Annotated in this window: 24 protein-coding genes; 17 read left to right on the top strand and 7 right to left on the bottom strand. The window is 67.7% G+C overall.

Annotated features, from left to right (window positions below):
- Positions 1-21: 21 nt before the first annotated feature.
- Complete coding sequence (locus QM701_RS19845) at positions 22-921, top strand: LysR family transcriptional regulator (protein ID WP_415168728.1); 900 nt, start codon at positions 22-24, stop codon at positions 919-921.
- A gap of 12 nt (positions 922-933) precedes the next feature.
- On the opposite strand, the gene QM701_RS19840 is transcribed toward QM701_RS19845, so the two are convergent.
- Entirely contained in the window at positions 934-1,149 is a 216-nt protein-coding gene (locus tag QM701_RS19840; RefSeq protein ID WP_415168727.1) for a SlyX family protein, read from the bottom strand.
- Between the two features lie 93 nt (positions 1,150-1,242).
- Between QM701_RS19840 and QM701_RS19835 the strand changes: the two genes are divergently transcribed.
- On the top strand, positions 1,243-1,500 hold the full coding sequence (locus QM701_RS19835; protein WP_415168726.1) for a hypothetical protein: 258 nt from the start codon (positions 1,243-1,245) through the stop codon (positions 1,498-1,500).
- 22 nt (positions 1,501-1,522) lie between these two features.
- Here the strand turns inward: QM701_RS19835 and ylqF are convergent, their stop codons facing one another.
- Positions 1,523-2,416 (bottom strand): ribosome biogenesis GTPase YlqF, encoded by an 894-nt coding sequence (ylqF, locus tag QM701_RS19830; protein WP_415168725.1) that lies wholly within the window; start codon positions 2,414-2,416, stop codon positions 1,523-1,525.
- 193 nt (positions 2,417-2,609) lie between these two features.
- Between ylqF and QM701_RS19825 the strand changes: the two genes are divergently transcribed.
- Positions 2,610-3,464 (top strand): class I SAM-dependent methyltransferase, encoded by an 855-nt coding sequence (locus QM701_RS19825; RefSeq protein WP_415168724.1) that lies wholly within the window; start codon positions 2,610-2,612, stop codon positions 3,462-3,464.
- A 2-nt stretch (positions 3,465-3,466) separates the two neighbouring features.
- Positions 3,467-3,784, top strand: coding sequence for a hypothetical protein (locus QM701_RS19820; RefSeq protein ID WP_415168723.1), 318 nt, complete (start codon positions 3,467-3,469; stop codon positions 3,782-3,784).
- A gap of 9 nt (positions 3,785-3,793) precedes the next feature.
- Here the strand turns inward: QM701_RS19820 and QM701_RS19815 are convergent, their stop codons facing one another.
- The gene (locus QM701_RS19815; protein WP_415168722.1) at positions 3,794-4,045 is read right to left on the bottom strand and encodes a hypothetical protein; all 252 of its coding nucleotides are present in this window, start codon (positions 4,043-4,045) and stop codon (positions 3,794-3,796) included.
- A 150-nt stretch (positions 4,046-4,195) separates the two neighbouring features.
- Between QM701_RS19815 and QM701_RS19810 the strand changes: the two genes are divergently transcribed.
- From QM701_RS19810 to QM701_RS19770, 9 genes are all read left to right on the top strand, one after another.
- Entirely contained in the window at positions 4,196-5,356 is a 1,161-nt protein-coding gene (locus QM701_RS19810; protein ID WP_415168721.1) for a DUF748 domain-containing protein, read from the top strand.
- 151 nt (positions 5,357-5,507) lie between these two features.
- The gene (locus QM701_RS19805) at positions 5,508-6,560 is read left to right on the top strand and encodes a methionine ABC transporter ATP-binding protein (protein WP_415168720.1); all 1,053 of its coding nucleotides are present in this window, start codon (positions 5,508-5,510) and stop codon (positions 6,558-6,560) included.
- On the top strand, positions 6,550-7,227 hold the full coding sequence (locus tag QM701_RS19800) for a methionine ABC transporter permease (protein ID WP_415168719.1): 678 nt from the start codon (positions 6,550-6,552) through the stop codon (positions 7,225-7,227). The genes QM701_RS19805 and QM701_RS19800 overlap by 11 nt, the downstream gene beginning before the upstream one ends.
- Positions 7,228-7,249: 22 nt before the next feature.
- Entirely contained in the window at positions 7,250-8,047 is a 798-nt protein-coding gene (locus QM701_RS19795; protein ID WP_415168718.1) for a MetQ/NlpA family ABC transporter substrate-binding protein, read from the top strand.
- Positions 8,048-8,109: 62 nt separating this feature from the next.
- On the top strand, positions 8,110-9,510 hold the full coding sequence (locus tag QM701_RS19790) for an FAD-binding oxidoreductase (RefSeq protein ID WP_415168717.1): 1,401 nt from the start codon (positions 8,110-8,112) through the stop codon (positions 9,508-9,510).
- Between the two features lie 4 nt (positions 9,511-9,514).
- A complete protein-coding gene (locus QM701_RS19785; protein ID WP_415168716.1) occupies positions 9,515-10,711 on the top strand; it encodes an alpha-hydroxy acid oxidase in 1,197 nt (398 codons plus the stop codon).
- Between the two features lie 57 nt (positions 10,712-10,768).
- Positions 10,769-11,446 (top strand): HAD family hydrolase, encoded by a 678-nt coding sequence (locus QM701_RS19780; RefSeq protein ID WP_415168715.1) that lies wholly within the window; start codon positions 10,769-10,771, stop codon positions 11,444-11,446.
- A gap of 219 nt (positions 11,447-11,665) precedes the next feature.
- Positions 11,666-12,598 (top strand): hypothetical protein, encoded by a 933-nt coding sequence (locus QM701_RS19775; protein ID WP_415168714.1) that lies wholly within the window; start codon positions 11,666-11,668, stop codon positions 12,596-12,598.
- A gap of 81 nt (positions 12,599-12,679) precedes the next feature.
- Entirely contained in the window at positions 12,680-13,084 is a 405-nt protein-coding gene (locus QM701_RS19770) for a hypothetical protein (protein WP_415168713.1), read from the top strand.
- 34 nt (positions 13,085-13,118) lie between these two features.
- On the opposite strand, the gene QM701_RS19765 is transcribed toward QM701_RS19770, so the two are convergent.
- Together QM701_RS19765 and QM701_RS19760 are read right to left on the bottom strand one after the other, a co-directional pair.
- Complete coding sequence (locus tag QM701_RS19765; RefSeq protein ID WP_415168712.1) at positions 13,119-13,373, bottom strand: Txe/YoeB family addiction module toxin; 255 nt, start codon at positions 13,371-13,373, stop codon at positions 13,119-13,121.
- On the bottom strand, positions 13,370-13,621 hold the full coding sequence (locus tag QM701_RS19760) for a type II toxin-antitoxin system Phd/YefM family antitoxin (protein WP_415168711.1): 252 nt from the start codon (positions 13,619-13,621) through the stop codon (positions 13,370-13,372). The genes QM701_RS19765 and QM701_RS19760 overlap by 4 nt, the downstream gene beginning before the upstream one ends.
- 286 nt (positions 13,622-13,907) lie before the next feature.
- Here QM701_RS19760 and cysK point away from each other — a divergent pair, with 286 nt between their 5' ends.
- The 3 genes from cysK (at position 13,908) to QM701_RS19745 (ending at position 17,110) form a co-directional block, all read left to right on the top strand.
- Positions 13,908-14,840: a cysteine synthase A gene (gene cysK, locus QM701_RS19755; protein ID WP_415168710.1), complete on the top strand. Its 933-nt coding sequence runs from the start codon at positions 13,908-13,910 to the stop codon at positions 14,838-14,840.
- Positions 14,841-15,017: 177 nt separating this feature from the next.
- Entirely contained in the window at positions 15,018-16,049 is a 1,032-nt protein-coding gene (locus QM701_RS19750) for a zinc-binding alcohol dehydrogenase family protein (protein WP_415168709.1), read from the top strand.
- Positions 16,046-17,110, top strand: a complete 1,065-nt coding sequence (locus QM701_RS19745; protein ID WP_415168708.1) for an alkene reductase — start codon at positions 16,046-16,048, stop codon at positions 17,108-17,110. The genes QM701_RS19750 and QM701_RS19745 overlap by 4 nt, the downstream gene beginning before the upstream one ends.
- 12 nt (positions 17,111-17,122) lie before the next feature.
- On the opposite strand, the gene QM701_RS19740 is transcribed toward QM701_RS19745, so the two are convergent.
- Positions 17,123-18,748, bottom strand: coding sequence for an MFS transporter (locus QM701_RS19740; RefSeq protein ID WP_415168707.1), 1,626 nt, complete (start codon positions 18,746-18,748; stop codon positions 17,123-17,125).
- A gap of 169 nt (positions 18,749-18,917) precedes the next feature.
- Here QM701_RS19740 and QM701_RS19735 point away from each other — a divergent pair, with 169 nt between their 5' ends.
- Positions 18,918-19,373, top strand: coding sequence for a MarR family winged helix-turn-helix transcriptional regulator (locus QM701_RS19735; RefSeq protein WP_415169435.1), 456 nt, complete (start codon positions 18,918-18,920; stop codon positions 19,371-19,373).
- On the opposite strand, the gene QM701_RS19730 is transcribed toward QM701_RS19735, so the two are convergent.
- Positions 19,370-20,692, bottom strand: a complete 1,323-nt coding sequence (locus QM701_RS19730; RefSeq protein ID WP_415168706.1) for a mandelate racemase/muconate lactonizing enzyme family protein — start codon at positions 20,690-20,692, stop codon at positions 19,370-19,372. The two genes, QM701_RS19735 and QM701_RS19730, sit on opposite strands and share 4 nt — an antisense overlap.
- Between the last annotated feature and the right edge of the window lie 13 nt (positions 20,693-20,705).

Raw genomic sequence — 20,705 nt, 5'->3', positions numbered from 1 at the left:
CCGTGCAGATCGGGGAATCTCATGGATGAGAGCGATTGGAAAATCATCGTCGAGTTGCACAAGACGCCGAACATCACGCGCACCGCGGAGCGGTTGTTCATGACTCAGCCGACGCTTTCGAAAAGGCTGCAGATGATCGAGAGCTCGCTTGGAGCACGACTGGTTCTGCGCTTCTCGAAAGGCGTGGTGTTCACTCCGGAGGGTGAATACGTCGCCGGGCAGGCGTCCAGAGTGCTCGCGCAGATGGACGAAATCCGGAAAAACCTGCTGCGCATCGGCGACGGCCAGTCGGGAACCATCAAGCTGGGGATGACCAACGCGTTCGCGCGCTTTACGATTCCGCCGCTGCTGATGCAGTACAAGCAACTGCACCCCGACGTCGAGTTCGACATCGCGACCGACATCAGCGCGGGAATCATCAAGATGCTGGCGGACAACCAGGTCCATGTCGGATTCGTCCGCGGCGACATGGAGGGAGATTTCGAGAGGGAACTGATCAGCACCGAGCAGGCCTGCCTGGTCAGCAAGAACGAAATCTCCCTGGAGGATCTCCCGAAGCTGCCCCAGATAACGTACCTGAAAGATCCTTTTGCCCGGAAACTGCTCGATGAGTGGTGGTCCGGCCACTTTTCGAAGCCCCCGTTGATCGGCATGCACGCGAACCACGGCGATACGTGCCATGAAATGATTGCCAACGGCTTGGGTTACGGCATCTTCCTTTCACCGAATTTCGTCAACCATTCGCGGGGCCTGTACAGGCAGCCGCTTTTCTACAAGGATGGCCGGCCGCTCGTAAGAAACTCGTGGATGGTCTGGAACAAGGAGTTCTCCGACGTGCCTTTGGTGAAAGGATTCCTCGGGCATATGCGGGAACGCTTGCTCGGCCCCGCCGAAAAACCGGGACGCAGGAAGCGTAAATGAGCCGTGGAAATCCTAATAGTGCGGCGGAATCTCGTCGCGCAGGCTGCGCGCCTCCCCCGGCGCGGCGGCATCGGGAGCGTTGGCCTGGATCTGCTTGTAGAGCAGGCGCAGCTGCTCCTGCAGCAGGTCGAGCTGTTCCTGCTGGCGGAACACCGTCCGGTTGAGTTCCTCGACGAGATGCTCGGTCAGGCTCAGCTTGATTTCCAGTTCGGTCAGTCGGTCTTCCATGGGTCCCGGTCTCTTCCGGCGTGAGGATTCGGCAAGTTAGCACAACGGGCGGCGGCGCGGATACAATCCCGCAGTCATCAGGAGGAGTCATCCATGCCGCTCGTTCCCTGCCGCGCCTGCGGCCATCAGGTCGATACGTCGGCGCTCGCCTGCCCGGAATGCGGCGCGACCGACCCCGGGCACAAGCTCAGCCGCCAGCAGCGGAACATCATCGTTGCGCTGGTCCAGTTCGTGATCGCCGCCGTCCTGCTGGGCTGGGGCGGGTGGTACGTCTGGAACGCCACCGTCCCGCTGGTCAAGGAAATTCTCGCCCGGCCGCAGGCCGAGCAGGCGCAAGGCGCTCGCCGCTGAACCGGCGCGCGAAGCCGTCCGATCAGTCCTGCCTGCCCTCGGCGTCCCCCGACGCGGCCGCGCGCGCCAGCATCGCCTGTCGCGTCTGCGGCGTCTCCAGGCTGATGCGCCCGAGCTTGCCGTCGCGGTAGTCCTGCAAGAGCACCATGGACGCCTTTTCCAGGTCCGGGTCGCCGCCGCGCGTGCGCAGGGCGCGCCGCCGCGCGATGCCCTCGACGACGGCCACGCCGTCCAGGCCGTCCGCCGCCAGCCCGTAGCGTTCGGCCAGCCGCTGCGGATAGCGCGCCAGCAGCAGGTCCGCCAGGAACACCGCCACCTCCTCGTCGATGATGGCGTTGCGGCCGATGGCGTGGCTCGCGGCGAGCATGTAGCCGTCGCTGTCGTGCTCGATCTTCGGCCACATCAGGCCCGGCGTGTCGGTGATCCACTGGCGCACGCCGAGCTGGTGGGTCTGCTGCGACTTGGTCACCGCCGGTTCGTCGCCGACCTTGGCGATCCGGCGCTTGACCAGCGCGTTCATCAGCGTGGACTTGCCGACGTTGGGGATGCCCATGATCATCATGCGCAGCGGCTTGACGTTGTCGTTGCGGTGCGGGGCCAGGCCCTGGCACAGGCCGGGCAGACGCGCCACCTCGCCGGCGTTCTTGCTGGAGACGGCCACCGCCTTGACGCCCGGCTGCCGGTCGTACCAGGCGATCCACGCGCGCGTCGCCGCGGGATCGGCCAGGTCGGACTTGTTCAGCACCTTCAGGCACGGACGCTGGCGCTGCCGGCGCAACTCATGCACCAGCGGATTGGTGCTCGCTTCCGGCAGGCGCGCGTCGACCACCTCGATGACCACGTCGGTGACCGCCATCGTCTCGGCCGCCTTCTTGCGCGCCGAGGTCATGTGTCCCGGGAACCACTGGATCGCCATAAACTGCCAAGTCCTCGTACTCCCTCCCCTTCAAGGGGAGGGTTGGGGTGGGGGATGGGGTAGAAGTGGCGGTCAAATTTCAGTAACCGCGCTCCGAACAACCCATCCCCCACCCGGCCTCCCCCTTGAAGGGGGAGGGGTTGAACCTCAAAAGACCGCAATTATCCCATTTGTTCACTAAAATGACCGGTCTATGAAAAAGCCCACCCCTCCCGACCTCCCCGAGCTCCGCCCCGGTCAGTCCGTCGAGCTGCTCAAGGAACTGCACATCCTGACGCGCGACGGCAAGCTCAACCAGGACAGCCGGCGCAAGCTGAAGCAGGTCTATCACCTGTACAACTTCATCGAGCCGCTGCTCGCCGAAGTCGCGGAAACGGGCGCCGAGCCGACGCTGGTCAACCACGGCGCCGGAAAATCCTATCTCGGCTTCATCCTCTACGACCTGTTCTTCAAGTCCCGCGCCGCGGGCCGCGTTTTCGGCGTCGAGACGCGCGCGGAACTCGTCGAAAGGTCGCGCGAACTGGCGCACCGCCTGGGGTTCGGCCGCATGGAATTTCTCGCCCTGACGGTCGGCGAGGCGATCGGCTCGCCCGCCCTGCCGGCGCGCGTCAACGTGGTCACTGCCCTGCACGCCTGCGACACGGCCACCGACGACGCCATCCGCTTCGGACTGGAAAAGGAGGCCCGCTTCATGGTGCTGGCGCCCTGCTGCCAGGCCGAGGTCGCCGCCGCGCTGCGTCGCAGCAAGAACGCCGCGTTCGCCCGCACGCCGCTCTCCGAGCTCTGGCGCCATCCGCTCCATACCCGCGAGTTCGGCAGCCAGCTGACCAACGCGCTGCGCTGCCTGATGCTGGAAGCCCACGGCTACCAGGTGACGGTGACCGAACTGGTCGGCTGGGAACATTCGCTGAAGAACGAGCTGATCATCGCCCGCCGCACCGGGCAGGCGCGCGGCAACGCGGCGGAACGGCTGGAGGCGATCCTGCGCGAACTGGGCCTGGAGGAACTGCGCTTCCGCTTCCTCCCCACGCTGGCAAGGGAGGGCTGACCATGGAGAACTGGCTCATCCGCATCGTCGCCCTGTTTTGCGCCGCGGGCACCGCCGGCCTGTTGTGGACCTTTGGGGTGTTCGTGGTGGTGCCGTGGCGCGAGGGCCGCCTGTTTTCCATGAACAGCGCCGAACTGCAGATTCTCGGCGCGTCCCTGGTGCTCGGGCTCGTCGCGGCCTGGGGCGCGCTGCACGTCTTCGCGCTGGCCGACCGCGCCGGCCGGCCGGGGCTCTATGCGGCGATCCGCGTCGTGCTGATCGTGGTGTGGTTCGCCGCCATGGCCGGCGGCGTGTCGTGGACGCTGGGCCGGATCGCCTGAATCGGCGTTTCAGGCCGTGGTGTTGATCCGGGTGCCGACCAGCTGCCCGCTGGTGTTGACCACCGGATGCGTGCGTTCCGCCTCCGCCCGCGCCGCGGCGGCGGCCTGCTCGGGCGAGACTTCGGACGGCTGCGGCGGATTCTCCGATCCCTGCGGCGCGGCCGGGAAGGACTGCGCCTGGCCGGACTGGCTGGCGCGCGTTTCCGCCGCCCGCAGGTCGATCATCGCGCGTGCGCTTGCACTCGTCGAAGCGATTTCCATGGGACCCTCCTCCTTCCGCCGGCGCGCCGGCGCCAATGACGGCCATCATAGCCCAATCGCCCATTTTTTGTGCAACGGGTTCGATTTGCAAAATCGCCGGGCCGAATCCAGAATGGCCCCGTTCCGTTCGTCCAATTCCATGAGCCCGACATGCCCGGCCGCCCGACCCGCCGACTGCTGATCTTCTTTGCGCTCGCCGTCGCGCTGGTGATCGGCGGCGTCAGCGCGTGGCAATACGCCGTGCGTTCCGTGCAGGCCCGCGTCGAGCAGGCGCTCGGGCCGCGCGGCGAGGCGCGGGAAATCAGGGTCGGCCCGGGCGGCGTCGAGATTCTCGATCTGCGCATCCGCGCGGCGGAGAACGCGGGCTGGCCGGGGGAGGACGAGCTGCGCGCGCGGCGCATCCGGATCGCGCCGGACGTCGTGGACCTGCTGACCGGCCGCCTGTCGATCGACAGCGTGCGCATCGAGGGTGCCCACGCCGTCCTGCTGCGCACCCGCGACGGGCAGATGAAGTTCGTTCCGGGCCTGTTCGAGCGCCCGGCCGAACCGCCGTCCGGCCCGGCGAGCGCAGAGGTGACGGAGAAGAACAAGGACGCCGCCGCCAAGGCGCCGCTTATCATCGGCCAGATCGTCGTCGCGGACGGCGTCGTCGAAATTCACGATGCCCGCGTCCGGGCGGCGCCGTTCGAGATCCGCATCGAGCAGATCGACGCCACGGTAGGCCGGCTGCGCGTGCCGGACCTCGTCGGGACCACCAGCGTGAAGATCGACGGCGTGGTCAAGGGCCGCCGCCACGACGGCAGGCTGCTCATCGAAGGCTCGGTCGATCCGGCGGCGAAGGAGTCCAGGCTGACCGGCCGGCTGCGCAACGTGGACGTGACCGCGCTGCAGCCCTACCTGATCAGGACGACCGAAACCGGCGTGCGGCGCGGCGCGCTGGATCTCGACATCAAATCGTCGGTGGCGGGCGGCAGGCTGCACGCGCCGGGCACGCTGACCTTGTCCGACCTGGAACTGGCCGCGGGTTCGGCGACCTTCCTGGGGCTCCCGCGCGAGGCCGCGCTGGGACTGCTGAAGGACAGGAAAGGCCGGATCACGGTGAAATTCGTGCTCGAAGGCGACCTCGACGATCCGCGCTTCACGCTCGACGAGCAGATGGCGGTGCGTCTCGGCGCGTCGCTGGCCGGCGCGCTGGGCGTCAATCTCGAATCGCTGGTCAAGGGCGTCGGCGATCTCGGTGGCGGTTCGGCCAAGGCGCTCGGCGAATCCCTCGGCCGGCTGCTCGGCAAGCGGCGCGAGGGCGGCCGCTAGCATGCTGGACGGTCTCGCGCCAGGCGCCCTGCGAAACCCTTTTCTTATAAGCAAATAACAAATCAGTCCTTAGTCCATATTCTATTCAGGACTATAATCGCCCGACTCAGGTAAACGACGCGGCCTGCCTTTCCGGCCGCGTCTCCATTTCATGATCACACTAAGAAACGTATCCAAGACCTTTCATGGAGCGTCGGCGCGCAGCGTGCATGCCGTGCGCGACGTCAGCCTGACCATCGAGGCGGGCGAAATCTTCGGCGTCATCGGGCGCAGCGGCGCGGGCAAGAGCACGCTGATCCGCCTGGTCAACCTGCTCACTGCGCCCGATGCCGGCGAGGTGGTCGTCGACGGCCGCGACCTGACCCGGCTCGACGCGGCGCAGCTGCGCGCCGCGCGCCGGGAGATCGGCATGATCTTCCAGCATTTCAACCTGATGTCCTCGCGCACGGTGTTCGGCAACGTCGCGCTGCCGCTCGAACTGATCGGCCGGCCGCAGGAGGAAATCCGCGCCGAGGTGGAAAAGCTGCTGGCGCTGGTCGGCCTGACGGCCGAGGCCCACCGCTATCCGCAGCAGCTCTCCGGCGGGCAGAAGCAGCGCGTCGGCATCGCCCGCGCGCTGGCCAGCAAGCCGAAGGTGCTGCTCTCGGACGAGGCGACCTCGGCGCTCGACCCGGAAACCACGCGCTCGATCCTCGACCTGTTGAAGCGCATCAACCGCGAACTGGGCCTGACCATCGTGCTGATCACCCACGAGATGCAGGTGATCAAGCAGATCTGCGACCGCATCGCGGTGATGGACGCCGGCCGCGTGGTTGAATGCGGCAAGGTGCTGTCGGTGTTCCAGGCGCCGCAATCGGACGTCACGCGCACGCTGATCGGCGACGTGATTTCCGCCGAACTGCCCGCCTCCGTGCTGCGGCGCGTGCGCCAGCGCATCGAGGACCGCAACGGCGAGGGGCATCCCGACCACCTGCTGCGCCTGGTCTTCATTGGCGAGGACGTGGACCGCCCGCTGCTGTCCGAGGCGGTCAAGCGCTTCGGCATCGACTTCAACATCCTGCACGGCCAGATCGACGAGGTGCAGGGCCAGGGGCTGGCCTCGCTGACCCTGCTGGTCAACGGCAGCCAGGAGGCGCTCGACGGGGCGCTTTCCCTGCTGCGGGAACACCACGTCACCGTCGAGGAGCTCAACCATGTCCTCTGAATTCGTCAGCCTGTTCTTCGACTCCTTCCTCGAAACGCTGCTGATGGTCGGCCTGTCCGGGCTGATCGGCGCGCTGCTCGGCATCCCGCTCGGCGTCACGCTGAACGTCACCGAGGCGCACGGCATCCTGCCGCACCCGCTGTTCAACCGCGTGCTCGGCCTGCTGGTCAACGCCGTGCGCTCGACGCCGTTCATCATCCTGCTGGTGGCGGTGATCCCGTTCACCCGCCTGGTCACCGGCTCGTCGATCGGCACCGGCGCCGCCATCGTGCCGCTGACCATCGCCGCCACGCCTTTCGTCGCGCGCCTCGTCGAATCCGCGCTGCGCGAGGTCGACGCCGGCCTGGTCGAGGCGGCGCAGGCGATGGGCGCCACCAACGGCCAGATCATCGGCAAGGTGCTGCTGCCCGAAGCCTTCCCCGGCATCATCGCCGGGCTGACCATCACCCTGGTCAGTCTGGTCGGCTATTCGGCGATGGCCGGCGCCGTCGGCGGCGGCGGCCTGGGCGACCTGGGCATCCGCTACGGCTACCAGCGGTTCCTGCCGGAAGTCATGGCCGCCGTCGTGCTCATCCTGATCGCCTTCGTGCAGATCGTGCAGAGCCTGGGCGACCGTCTCGTGCTGCGCGTTTCCCACCGCGGGCGATCCCCGCAAACCACCCCTTGAACTTCCCATGAAGGATTTCAACATGAACCGTCGCCATCTGTTCCGCTTCCTGACCGCCGCGTCCTTGGCGGTCATCGTCTCCACCGCCGCCACGGCCCAGGAAAAACCGCTCAAGGTCGGCGTCACCGCCGGGCCGCACGCGCAGATCTTCGAAGTCGTCAAGAAGGTCGCCGAGCGCGACGGCCTGAAGATCCAGGTCATCGAATTCACCGACTACGTGCAGCCCAACGCGGCGCTGGCCGCCGGCGACCTCGACCTGAACAGCTACCAGCACCTGCCCTACCTGGAACAGCAGATCAGGGACCGCGGCTACAAGTTCGCCTCCGTCGCCTACACCGTGACCTTCCCGATGGGCATCTACTCGAAGAAGATCAAGTCGCTGGACAAGCTGGCCGACGGCGCCCGCGTCGGCGTGCCGAACGACCCGACCAACGGCGGCCGCGGCCTGCTGCTCCTGCAGAGCAAGGGCCTGCTCAAGCTGCGCGCCGACGCCGGCCTGAAGGCCACGCCGCTGGACATCGCCGAGAACCCGAAGAAGCTGAAGATCGTCGAGCTCGACGCCGCCCAGCTGCCGCGCGCGCTGGGCGACCTCGACGCCGCGGCGATCAACGGCAACTACGCCGAGACCGCCGGCCTCGACCCGTCGCGCGACGCCATCGCCATCGAGGGGCCCAAGGGACCGTACGCCAACATCATCGCCGTGCGCGAGCAGGACAAGGACAAGCCGTGGGTGGCCAAGCTGGTCAAGGCCTATCAGTCCGACGAGGTGAAGAAGTTCATCAAGGCCACCTTCAAGGATTCGGTTGTCACCGCCTGGTGATTCGTGCCACGCTTCCGTTTTTGAATGCGACGGGGCGGCCTGGCCGCCCCGTTTCTTGAGCCATGCCGACCGCCGATCCTTCGCCCGCCGCTTTCCTCGAATCCCTGCGCCAGGTGCTGCCTCCCGGCGCGCTGCTCGCCGGCGCCGACATCCCGGAACGCCACCACCAGGACTGGAGCGGCGCCGGGCCGGTGGTGCCGCTGGCGGTCGCGCGGCCCGGCTCGACGGAGGAAATCGCCGCCGTGCTCAGGCTGTGCAATGCGCACGGCGTGCCAGTGGTCCCGCACGGCGGCCTGACCGGCCTCGCCGGCGCGGCGCAGCCGCTGGCGCGCGGCATCGTCCTGTCGCTGTCCCGCCTTAACCGGATCGAGCGGATCGATGCCGCGACGTGCACCGTCACCGTCCAGGCCGGCGCCACGCTGCAGGCGGTGCAGGACGCGCTGGCCGAACAGCGGCTGCAGTTCGGCGTCGACCTCGCGCCGCGCGGCACCTGCCAGATCGGCGGCCTGCTCGCCTGCAACGCCGGCGGGCTCGGCGTCATCCAGTACGGTACCATGCGCGCCCAGGTGCTCGGCCTCGAATGCGTGCTGCCCAACGGCGACGTCCTGCCGCTGCGCGCGCTGCCGAAGAACAGCACCGGCTACGACCTCGCGCAGCTGTTCATCGGTTCGGAAGGCACCCTCGGCGTGATCGCCCGCGCGGCGCTGAAGGTCTTTCCCGCGCCGACGGCGCGCCGGACGGCGCTGCTGGCGCTGCCCGGCTTCGACGCCGCGCTGGAGGTGCTGACGCTGCTGCGCCGGCGGCTGCCGCAGCAGATCGCCGCCTTCGAGATCATGTGGGACGATTTCCTCGGCGCCGTGAAGCGCTGGATTCCCGTGCCGTTCCCCTTCGATCCCGTGCCGCCGGTCGCGGCGCTGATCGACGTCTCCGGCAACGACGACGACGCGCTGGAACAGGTGCTGGAAGACGCGCTCGCCGAAGGCATGGAGCGCGGCTGGATCGGCGACGCGATCATCGCCGCCTCGCTCGATCAGGCCGCGCAGCTGTGGCAGCTGCGCGACTGCGTGGCCGACCTGTTCACGCACATGCGGCCGGTGAATTTCGACCTCAGCCTGCCGATTCCGCGCATCGCCGAGTTCCGCGCCGCCGTGCAGGCGGCGCTGGCGGCGCGCTGGCCGGAGCACCGCGCCCACTACTTCGGGCACATCGGCGACGGCAACCTGCACATCATCGTCGACGCCGCCTCCCTGCCGGCCGGCGCGACGGCGCACGACGTCGAGGCGGCGATCTACGCCGAGGTGCCGCCGTTCGCCGGCTCGATCTCCGCCGAACACGGCATCGGCACGCTCAAGAAGCCGTTCCTGGACGCCTGCCGCAGCGCCGCCGAGATCGACGCCATGCGCGCCGTCAAGCGCGCGCTGGACCCGAACGGCATCATGAATCCGGGCAAGATCTTCGATTGACGCCATGACGCGATCCCCTCTCGACCGGGCGCTCAACATCGACGACCTGCGCCGGCTCGCCCGGCGGCGCGTGCCGGGCTTCGCCCTCGCCTACCTGGAAAGCGGCGCGGAAGACCACGCCACCCTGGACTGGAACCGGCAGGTCTTCGCACGCTGGCGCTTCGTGCCGGACACGCTGGTCGACGCCTCGCAACGCTCGCTGGAGACGCGGATTCTCGGCGCGCCGGCCCGGATGCCGCTCGCCGTCGCGCCGACCGGCTTCAACGGCATGCTGTGCCACCGCGCCGACGTGCTGCTGGCGCAGGCCGCGCGCGACGCCGGCATCCCCTTCACCCTGAGCACGATGTCCAGCGCGTCGATCGAGGACATCGCGCGCGAGGCTCCGGGCGGACGCTTCTGGTTCCAGCTCTACATGCTCCGGGACCGCGAGATCACCCGCGACCTCCTGCGGCGCGCCGAGGCGGCGGGCTGCGAGGCGCTGGTGTTCACCACCGACTGCGTGCATTTCGGCAACCGCGAAAGCGAGCGCCGCTTCTTCCGCGCGCCGATGCAGCTGAGCCTGCGCTCCATGCTCGACACCGCCTGCCATCCCGGCTGGGTGCTCGACGTGATCGGGCGCGGGCGCGGCGTGCCCGGCTTCGGCAACCTCGCCGGCTACTTTCCGGCCGAGGACCGCAAGGGGCGCGGCGCCGCGTTCATCGTCTCGCGCCTCGATCCCGCCATCCGCTGGGACGACCTGCGCTTCCTGCGCGATCAGTGGCGCGGCAAGCTGGTGGTCAAGGGCATCCTGCACGCGCGCGACGCCCGGCGGGCGGCCGAGCTCGGCGCCGACGCGGTCGTGCTGACCAACCACGGCGGCCGCCAGCTCGACGGCGCGATCTCGCCGATGGAGGCGCTGGAAAGCGTACGCGCGGCCTGCCCCGGCCTCGAACTCCTGATCGACGGCGGCTTCCGGCGCGGCACCGACGTCGCCAAGGCGCTCGCGCTCGGCGCCGACGCCGTGCTGCTCGGCCGCGCCCTGCTCTACGGCGCCGCCGCCGCGGGCCGCGCGGGCATCGACAAGGCCCTCGCCATCCTCGCTTCCGAACTCGACCGCACGCTCGGGCAGCTCGGCGTGGCCTCCGTGGCGGAACTGGCGCCGCGGCACCTGCGGACAGGCTTCCCGGACGCCGCGCCCCGGCCGCATCCGGCAGGGATTTGATCGATCCGGCTTTCCGGTTTACCCTGACCGGCCTCGCGACTCTTTGCCTGGCGTCATATGCCTCTACGCGCGGTACTCTTTGATCACGACGGCACGCTCGTCAACTCGGAGCCGATCCATCTGGAATTGTGGAACGCCGTCCTGCGGAAATACCGGATCGAACTTTCCGAGGCCGAGTACACGCGGCATTACGCCGGCGTTCCCACGCCCGCCAACGCCGCCACGCTGGTCGAGCGGTACGGCCTGCCCGCGGACCCGCCGGCGCTGGCGCTGGAGAAGAACCTGGCCACCGAAAGGTACCTGTCCAGCACCGCGTTTCCGCTCATGCCGGGCGTGCGCGCAGCCGTCGCCGGGCTGGCGGACCTCGGTTTGAGGCTGGCGATCGTGACGGGCGCCAACGCGAACGGCGTGCGCGCGACGGTGCGGGCCTACCGTTTCGAGGCGCTGTTCAGCGTCGTCGTCTCGGGCGACGACGTCCGCCACAGCAAGCCCGCGCCCGATTGCTACCTGCTCGCCCTCGCACGGCTCGGGCTGCGCGCCGACGAGTGCCTGGCCGTGGAGGACACCGAGCACGGGCTGCGGGCCGCGTCGCTGGCCGGCGTCGAGTGCCTCGCCGTGCCGACCGCAATGTCGCGGCACCACGACTTCTCCCTGGCCGCCGGCATCTTCGCGGACATGGCGGCGGCGCGCGCCCATATCCAGGCGGAATTCGTCCGGCGCGCCGGCGCGGCTTGACCGCCGGCCGGACGCCGTCTTAACAAAATTTAAACGTCGTATTCTGTAGACATAAAATCTCCTCGCCGGTAAACTGCGGCGTTTGTGCCGGGACCGCTCCCGGACACGATCCCGCCGCCGCTGGACATGCCTCCATCGCCAGCCCTTCAACCGCCCATAGGAGTTCCCATGCCGCCGACTACCGATACCCTTCCCTGCTCCCGTACCGGGAGACATGGCGTGAAATCCCTGCTGACCCTGGCCGCCCTGCTGGCCTCCCTGAGCTGCATGGCCGACGTCGTCTATGACCGGCCCGTCGCCGCCGCGATCGATTCTGGCGGCGTCGAATACTTCATCCAGGGCAAGGAAGGCGCCACGCCCGCGGGCAACGCCCGGTGCGAGGACGGCCTGTTCTACAGCGATCACTTCATCGCCGTGTTCGACGGCGCCACCGACAAGTCCGGCAAATCCTACGACGGCAAGAAAGGCGGCCGCATCGCGCGCGAGCTGATCGCCGGCGTGTTCGAACAGTTGCCGCCGGACGCCGGCAAGGAGGACGTGCTGCAACGCATCAACGCCGCCTACCAGGCGTTCTACGCGGCGCATCCCGACATGGATTTCGCCAGGAATCCGCTGTGGCGCCCCACCGCCACGCTGATCTGGTACAGCTTCGCCCGGAAGGAGCTGGCCGCCGTGGGCGATTCGAAGGCGCGCGTCAACGGCGTGGCCTACAACGACGCGGGCAAGCTGGTGGACCTGCTCAACAGCGACCTGCGCGTGAAGGTCATCCGGCACCTGAATCTCTCCGACGCCGAGGTGGCCAAGAACGACTTGGGCCGCTACTACATCCTGCCGCTGCTCGAACGCCAGTCCATCTTCCAGAACAATCCCACGGCGCCCAAGGCCTTCCAGTACTGGGCCATCGACGGATTCCCGATCCCGCCCGAGGAAATCCGCACGTGGCGCTTCGACAAGACGCCGAAGGTCATCGAACTGAGCTCGGACGGCTACGAGGAATATCCGCCCGAAGCCAGCGTGGACAGCTACGAGAAGACGTTCGCCGCCTTCCTCAAGGACGATCCGCAGCGCCTCAAGTCTCCTTCCACCAAGGGATTGCAGCAAGGCAACGTCAGCTTCGACGACCGCACGGTGTTGATCTACAAGGCCAAGTAGGCCCCGCCGCACGCCGCGGCGCACGGCCGTGCGCCGCTGCTCCGGCCCATTTCGCTCCATTCAGGCTTTTCGGAACCAACGATGTACAAGAAGGAAAAGATCATGAATGTCGGAGGCTTCGACATCATCAGGATCACGGAAGACAACACTTTTGTCCGCTACTTCGCCCAAAGGGACGGGCGCGCCATCACCCGGGAACTCGCCACCGTTGATGCGGTGAAGGCCATCGTGAAAGAACTCGTGGACCCCGACACGCCGCGCAGCGGGCGCGAGCTTCCGGAGGCCGGAAAATCATCCGCATTGCCACGCGATCCCCATCCTCTGAGCATCCGCATGTACGGGCTGGGGAAATCGCTCCTGCGCCTTTTCACCTTGGGCGCCTATCCAAAGCCCGGCAGACCTCACAGCGTCGGCTTCGTGACCCTGTTTCCCGCGTGCCTGCTGGCCGCCGCATGCGTGGCGATCACGCTTGCCTGTGCAAGATGACGGGGCCGTTCCACGTGGGTCCAGCGCCGGCGCCTCAGTAATGGAAGCGCAGCTGAGCGATCTGCAGGTCGTCTCCGTCAACGCGGTACACCATGCGGTGCTCATCCGTGATGCGGCGTGACCAGAACCCGGAAAGGGCGTGCTTCAGGGGTTCGGGCTTGCCAATGCCGGAGAAGGGTTCGCGCTGGATCTCACGGATGAGCTTGTTGATCCGCTCGACCATCTTCCTGTCCTGCTTCTGCCAATACAGATAGTCTTCCCACGCCTCGTCGGCGAAAATCAGCTTCACTGGTCCAGCTTCCGCTCGACGCCCTTGCCCGCATTCAGCTGGGCGGCTGCAGAAAGAAGCCGCTTCGCGTTCGCCGGCGTGCGCAGCAGGTAGGCGGTTTCCTCCAGCGCCTTGTAATCCTCGAGCGAGAGCATCACCACGGACTGCTCTCCGTTACGGGTGATGATCAGGGCTTCATGATCGTCGCAAACCCGATCCATGGCTTTGGCAAGGTTGGCGCGAACGGTCGTATAGGTGATGGCATCCATGGCGAGGCTCCAGATATGTACGTGTTACTGTACATCCACGGAGCCTCTTTGTCGAGTCGGCCCGCCGGCAGGCCACCTTTCCTCAACCGGACTTCTTATAATAAAAAATTGATATAAATATCGCACATATTCTTTATGGAGATATTCATATAGAAATTAAGTCGTTCAAAACGGCCTTGCGCGGGCGTAAATTAGGCGAATCGCCGATCCGGACACCCTGTCGTGAACCGCATGCATTTCGCGCATTCAGCGACGTCGGCGCCATCGAACCAGACAGGAGGAAACCATGCCCATAGCCAACAGCGTCACCGATCTGATCGGCAACACGCCGCTCGTGCGCATCAACCGCATTGCCGAGGGGGCGGTGGCCACCATTGCCGCCAAGCTCGAATACTTCAATCCCGCACACAGTGTGAAGGACCGTATCGGCGAGGCGATGATTTCCGCCGCCGAGCGGGCCGGCCAGATCAAGCCCGACACCATCCTGGTCGAGCCGACCAGCGGCAACACCGGCATCGCGCTGGCCATGGTCGCCGCCGCGCGCGGCTACCAGCTGGTGCTGACCATGCCCGAAACCATGAGCAAGGAGCGCCGCGCGCTGCTGCGCGCCTTCGGCGCCGAGCTGATCCTGACGCCGGGGCCGGAAGGCATGGGCGGGGCGATCAAGAAGGCCGAGGAACTGGCCGCCTCCGATCCGAAGTACCTGTTGCTGCAGCAGTTCAAGAACCCGGCCAACCCGGAGATCCATCGCCAGACGACGGCCGAGGAAATCTGGCGGGATACGGACGGGCAGGTCGACATCCTGATCTCCGGCGTCGGCACCGGCGGTACGATCACCGGCGTGTCCGAGGTGATCAAGCCGCGCAAGCCGTCGTTCCGGGCCATCGCGGTCGAGCCGGACGCCTCGCCGGTGCTGTCCGGCGGGCCGAAGGGGCCGCACCCGATCCAGGGCATCGGCGCCGGCTTCGTACCGGAGGTATTGAACACCTCGGCCTACGACGAAGTGATCCGGGTCAAGGCCGACGACGCCTTCGCCACGGCGCGCGCGGCGGCGCAGAAGGAAGGCCTGCTGGTCGGCATCTCCTCGGGCGCGGCGTTGTGGGCTGCGGCCGAAGTCGCCCGGCGTCCCGAGAATGCCGGCAAGCTGATCGTGGTGATCATTCCCTCGTTCGGCGAACGCTACCTCTCCACGCCGCTCTTCGCGGGGCTGGTGGATTAGGACAAAAAAGCAGTCTGACCACGGCGACACGGCGGGCACGGCGGAAAACGAGGCATTGCCTCTCGCCGTGTCCGCCGTGTCGCCGTGGTCGTTCGTTTTTCCGCCGCAAATGAAACGCCACGCTCCCCGGCGGGTCCACCAGGACGTTTTCAAGGCGATCTTTCCAGGAGGAAGCAAATGAAGGCGATCGGTTATACCGCCACACAGTTCGGCCTGCCCATCGACGACGCGGGCGCGCTGACGGAATTCACCCTGCCCGATCCGGTGCCGCGCGGGCGCGACCTGCTGGTGGAAGTGCGCGCGGTGTCGGTCAACCCCGTGGATACCAAGGTCCGGCGCGGCACCAGGCCGGAGGCCGGCGAAACGAAGGTGCTCGGCTGGGACGCCGTGGGCATCGTGCGCGCGGCCGGCCCCGAGACGAGCGTGTTCAAGCCCGGCGACCGCGTCTGGTACGCCGGCTCGATCACCCGGCCGGGCACGAACAGCCAGCTGCACCTCGTCGACGAGCGCATCGTCGGCCACGCGCCCGCGTCGCTCGACGACGCCGCGGCGGCGGCGCTGCCGCTCACCGGGCTGACCGCCTGGGAACTGCTGTTCGACCGCCTGCGCATCGAACGCGGCGCGGGCGCCGGCCAGTCGATCCTGGTGGTCGGCGCCGGCGGCGGGGTCGGCTCGATCCTGGTGCAGCTCGCGCGGCAGCTGACGCAGTTGACGGTGATCGGGACCGCCTCGCGGCCGCAGACGGCCGACTGGGTGCGCGATCTCGGTGCGCATCACGTGATCGACCACGGCCGGCCGCTCTCGGCGGAACTCTCCCGCCTCGGCATTCCCCAGGTCGACTATGTGGCCAGCCTGACGCAGACCGACCGGCATATCGCGGAGATCGTCGAAAGCCTGCGCCCGCAGGGCCGCCTCGGGCTGATCGACGACCCGGCGCCGTTCGACGTCAGGATGCTCAAGCGCAAGGCGCTCTCGCTGCACTGGGAGCTGATGTTCACCCGCGCCATCTACGAGACCCCGGACATGATCGCGCAGCACCTGATCCTGGAGGAGCTGGCCGCCCTGCTGGACAAGGGCACCCTGCGCAGCACGCTTTCCGAACACTACGGCACGATCAGCGCCGCCAATCTCCGGCGCGCCCACACGCTGATCGAATCCGGCACGGCGCGCGGCAAGATCGTGCTGGAAGGATGGGAGGGAGGCGCATGAATCCCCTCTTCACCCCGCTGAGGATGGGCGACCTGGTGCTGCCCAACCGCGTCGTGATGTCCCCGCTCACCCGCTGTCGCGCGGGCGCCGGCCGCGTGCCGACCGCGCTGATGGCCGAGTACTACGCGCAGCGCGCGAGCGCCGGGCTGATCATCAGCGAGGCCACGTCGGTCATGCCGATGGGCGTCGGCTACCCGGACACGCCTGGCATCTGGTCGGACGAGCAGGTGCGGGGCTGGCAGCGGGTCACGCAGGCCGTGCATGCGGCGGGCGGCCGCATCTTCCTGCAGCTGTGGCACGTCGGCCGCATCTCGGACCCGGAATTCCTGGGCGGTGAACGCCCGGTCGCGCCCAGCGCCGTCGCGGCCGCGGGCCACGTCAGCCTGCTGCGTCCGAAGCGGCCGTTCGTCACGCCGCGCGCGCTCGACACCGGCGAGATCGCCGGCATCGTCGCGGCCTACCGCCAGGGGGCGATCAACGCCGAGGCCGCCGGCTTCGACGGCGTCGAACTGCACGGCGCCAACGGCTACCTGCTCGACCAGTTCCTGCAGGACAGCACCAACCGGCGGACCGACGCCTACGGCGGCAGCATCGAAAACCGCGCCCGCCTGCTGCTGGAAGCCACCGACGCGGCCATCGCCGTGTGGGGCGCCGGACGGGTCGGGGTGCACCTCGCGCCGCGCTGCGATGCGCACGACATGGGCGACAGCGACCCGGCGGCGACGTTCGGCCACGTCGCGCGCGAACTCGGCCGGCGCGGGATCGCCTTCATCCTGGCCCGGGAATCCCTGGAGTCGCCGCGCCTCGGGCCGCAGCTCAAGGCGGCGTTCGGCGGGGTGTACATCGCCAACGAAAGAATGAGCAAGGACGGCGCGGAGCGGCTGATCGAATCCGGCGAGGCCGATGCCGTGGCCTTCGGCATCGATTTCATCGCCAATCCCGACCTGCCCCGGCGCTTCCTGCTGGGCGCCGCGCTGAACGCGCCGCGGCCGGAGACCTTCTACGGCTACGGCCTGCCCGACTTCACGGTCGGCTACACGGACTATCCGCGGCTGGACTGACCGGCGGGCCGTTCAACAGGCGACGACGAGTTCCAGCGCGCTGTGCGGCAGCGCCTGCGCCGCGCGCGAAAAACTGCCATGAACCACGTCGGCCGCGTTCCGGTGGGGCGCGCCGACGACGAGGTAGCGCGCCCCGACCGCCTGCGCGCGCTCCAGCAGAACCCGGGGCGCCAGCCCGTCCGGGGCTTCGAGGATCATCGACGCGCCCGGCATTCCCGCTGCCTCGACGGGGCGCAGCGACCGGGCGACGATCGCCGCCGATTGTTCCGCTGTTTCATCGGCGATGGCCTCCTCGCCCGCCACTTCCAGCATCTGCACGTGCGCCATCGTCACCCAGCCGGCCACCGAGCCGGCGATCTCGATGGCCTTGCGCACCACCGTGTCATCCTGCCCGCTGCCATCGACGGCGGCCAGGACCAGCGGCCGGAAGGCGGGCACGGCGGCACTGCGCGTCTCGGCCACGAGGTGCCCGTAAACGCTGAGCTCCTTGCGCCGGACCAGCAGTATGGCCGGCGCGATCAAGGCGGCCAGCGCCGCCACGGAGAACGTCGACATCGGCCCGAAATGCTCGGCGAGCGTCGGCGCGACGAAAGGCGCGGCCACCCCGGCGATCCAGCGCAGGCAGTTGTAGCCGGCGGAGGCCACCGGGCGCGGCACGTCGGATACCTCCATGGCCATTTCGGTATACACCGTGTTGCAGACGCCCATGACCGCGCCGCTCAGGACCACGCAGACGGCGACCGCGCCCTTCGAGCCCACGCCCATGACCAGCAGCAGCACGGCCAGCCCGGCCAAGGCGACGCCGACCACGGCCAGGGCGCCGAAGCGCGCCTGCAGGCGCGGCACGATGATCACCGAGAAGACGGCCAGCAGCAGGCCCCAGCCGAAAAAGATGAGGCCGACCGCATGCGCCGACAGCTGGAGCACGAAGGGCACGAAAGCCAGCACGGTGAAGAAGGCGTAGTAATAGAAGAAGGCGCTGACCGAGACGGCCAACAAGCCGGGGTGGCCGAGCGCGCGGAGCGGCGCGACGAGCGAGGTCTTGGTGCCGGATTTCGGCGTCTCCGGCAGATAGATGGCGATGGCCGCCAGGCCGATCGCCATCAGGGTCGCCGTGCCGAAAAATGGATAGCGCCAGGCGTGCGCGCCGAGCGCCGCGCCGATGAGCGGACCGGCGGACAGCCCGATGCCCATCGCCGCCTCATAGACGAGCACGGCGGAGCGGGTCCCGTGGCGCGACGCGGCGACGATCACCGCCAGGGCCGTGGCGACGAACAGCGCATTGCCGAATCCCCAGCCGCCGCGGTAGAGCACCAGTTCGGCGACCGAGCCGGAGGTGCCCGAAAGAGCGGCAAAGACAACGATGAGCCCGGCGCCGAGCAGCAGCGTCTTGCGCCCGCCGAGACGGCTCGACACGAAGCCGGTGACCAGCATCATCAGCGACGTCACCAGGAAATAGCTGGAGAACAGCAGCGACACCTGGCTGGCGGTCGCATTGAGCCCCTCCGCGATCGACGTCAGGATCGGATCGACCAGCCCGATCGACATGAACCCCACCACGCACGCGAAAGCCGTCGCCCAGACGGCTTTCGGTTGATCGAAAAAACGTGCCGTACCACCCGACGCCTGCTGCTCCATCCGAGTTATCCTCTGAGTAATCATCAATACGTGTATGATACACACAAAAGACAAGTCGAGCAATTGCCCGGCAAAAAGGAGGAAGCCCGAATGGAAGGACAGGCCATAGCACAAGAGCTCGACCTCACGCTATCCAGGCTGGCCCGCCTGCAGGAGGCGGTTCTACCGGCTGCGCCGCTACCCGATCGAACGGTCGCATTACCTGATCCTGCGCATGCTGATCGAAGCCCCGCGCCGGAGCAGCGACCTGGCCGACGCGCTGGTGCTCGACCACACGACGATCGCCCGCCAGATAAGCGCGCTGGAAAAGAGCGGCCTGGTGACGCGCGAGCCCGATCCGGACGACGGCCGGAGCTCTGTCCTCGTCGCCACCGCGAAGGGCCGGACGCTGTGCGCCGAAATGAGCGCCGTGCGCGTCAAGCGGATCGAAACGCTGCTTGAAAGCTGGAGCGCCGAGGAGCAGCAGCAGCTCATCCGGGCGCTCACGCAGCTCAACGACAGCCTGATGCAATGGGTGCGGGACCCGCGCCGGCAAAAGCGCCCCCGCCCGGCCGCCCGCAGGGGGCGTACCTCCCCTTTGGAGAGTATCTCGCGCAGCGAACGCAACCCGCCGGACGGCGCCTAGCCGGGAAAAGCCGGGCCCCGCCTGCCGCGACGCCGCCGATCGTCCCGTACCGGGACGATTGCCGCCGGCGCCAACCGATGAATCTCGGCCCGCCGGCGGCCATCGACGCAGCCGATCATTCGATCGTGCAGGCCAGGTAATCCTTCATGACGGACTCGTTCAACTCCTGTCCCAGCCCCGGCAGGTCGGGAATCGAATAATAGCCGTTCGACGGGCTGGTAATCGTTGGTGCAAAGCTCGCGGATGCAGGCTTTGAGGCCGTGCGTATGGTGCTCGTGGATGATGAAGTTGGGAATCGCCGCTTCCAGATGCAGCGCCGCCGCCGTGGACACCGGGCCGCCGCAGATATGCGCCTGCGCCGTGGCATCGTAGATGTTGGCGTAATCGCAGATCTTCTTGCCCTCGGTCAGTCCCCCGCACAGGCACAGATCGGGTTGGATGACCGCCACGCACTGTTTCTCGAACAGCTCGCGATAGCCCCAGCGGGTATAGGAGCGTTCGCCCGTGGCGACCGGGATGTTGATGCTGCGGGCGACCAGCCTCATGTTGTCCGTGTTGAGCGGATGCACCGGCTCCTCGTAGAAGAAGATGTTGTATTTTTCGACGGCGCGGGCGAACTGGATGGCGGCGTTGGTCCCCAGCAGGGAGTGGATCTCGATGATGATGTCCACGTCATCGCCGACGGCCTCGCGCATGGCGGCGATGCGTTCGACGCCCATGCGCAGCTGGCTCGGGTAAAGCAGGCCGAAATAGTTCTGGTTGATCTCCCAGTCCAGCGGCGGCCCCCCGTTATAGTCGACCTGCAGCGGGTCGACCTTGATGGCGGTGTAGCCTTCGGCAACCGCCTTGCCGGCGGCGGCGGCGTAATGCTCGGGCCGGGTCAGCATCTGGTGCGTGTCGCTCCAGCCGAACTGCAACTGGCTGGCGTAGGAACGGAGCCGATCGTTGGTCTTTCCACCCAGCAGCTGGTAAACCGGCGCATCGAGCGCCTTGCCCTTGATGTCCCATAGCGCGATGTCGATGGCGCTCATCCCGGCATAGAAGACGTTGCCGCCCCCCATCCCCCAGAAGGTCGCCCGGAACAGGTTTTCCCAGATGGCCTCGATCTTCATCGGGTCCTTGCCCAGTATCCGCGGCGCGAGGTCGCGCACCATGCCGAAACCGGCCTTGGCGCCCGCGCCGTAGGCCAGCCCCACCTCGCCGAGACCGCTGATGCCGGCGTCGGTATGGATGCGGATGATGACCGGATTGAAGCGCGCCATGCGCGGGTCCCGGCGATTGACTTCGCAATCGAAAATTTCGACGCTCGTGATTTTCATGTATTGCCTCCTT

Source organism: Propionivibrio sp., assembly GCF_047602565.1.
GTDB lineage: Bacteria > Pseudomonadota > Gammaproteobacteria > Burkholderiales > Rhodocyclaceae > Propionivibrio.
The sequence above is the reverse complement of the archived record's forward strand: the minus strand, read 5'-3'. Positions and strand labels throughout refer to the sequence as shown.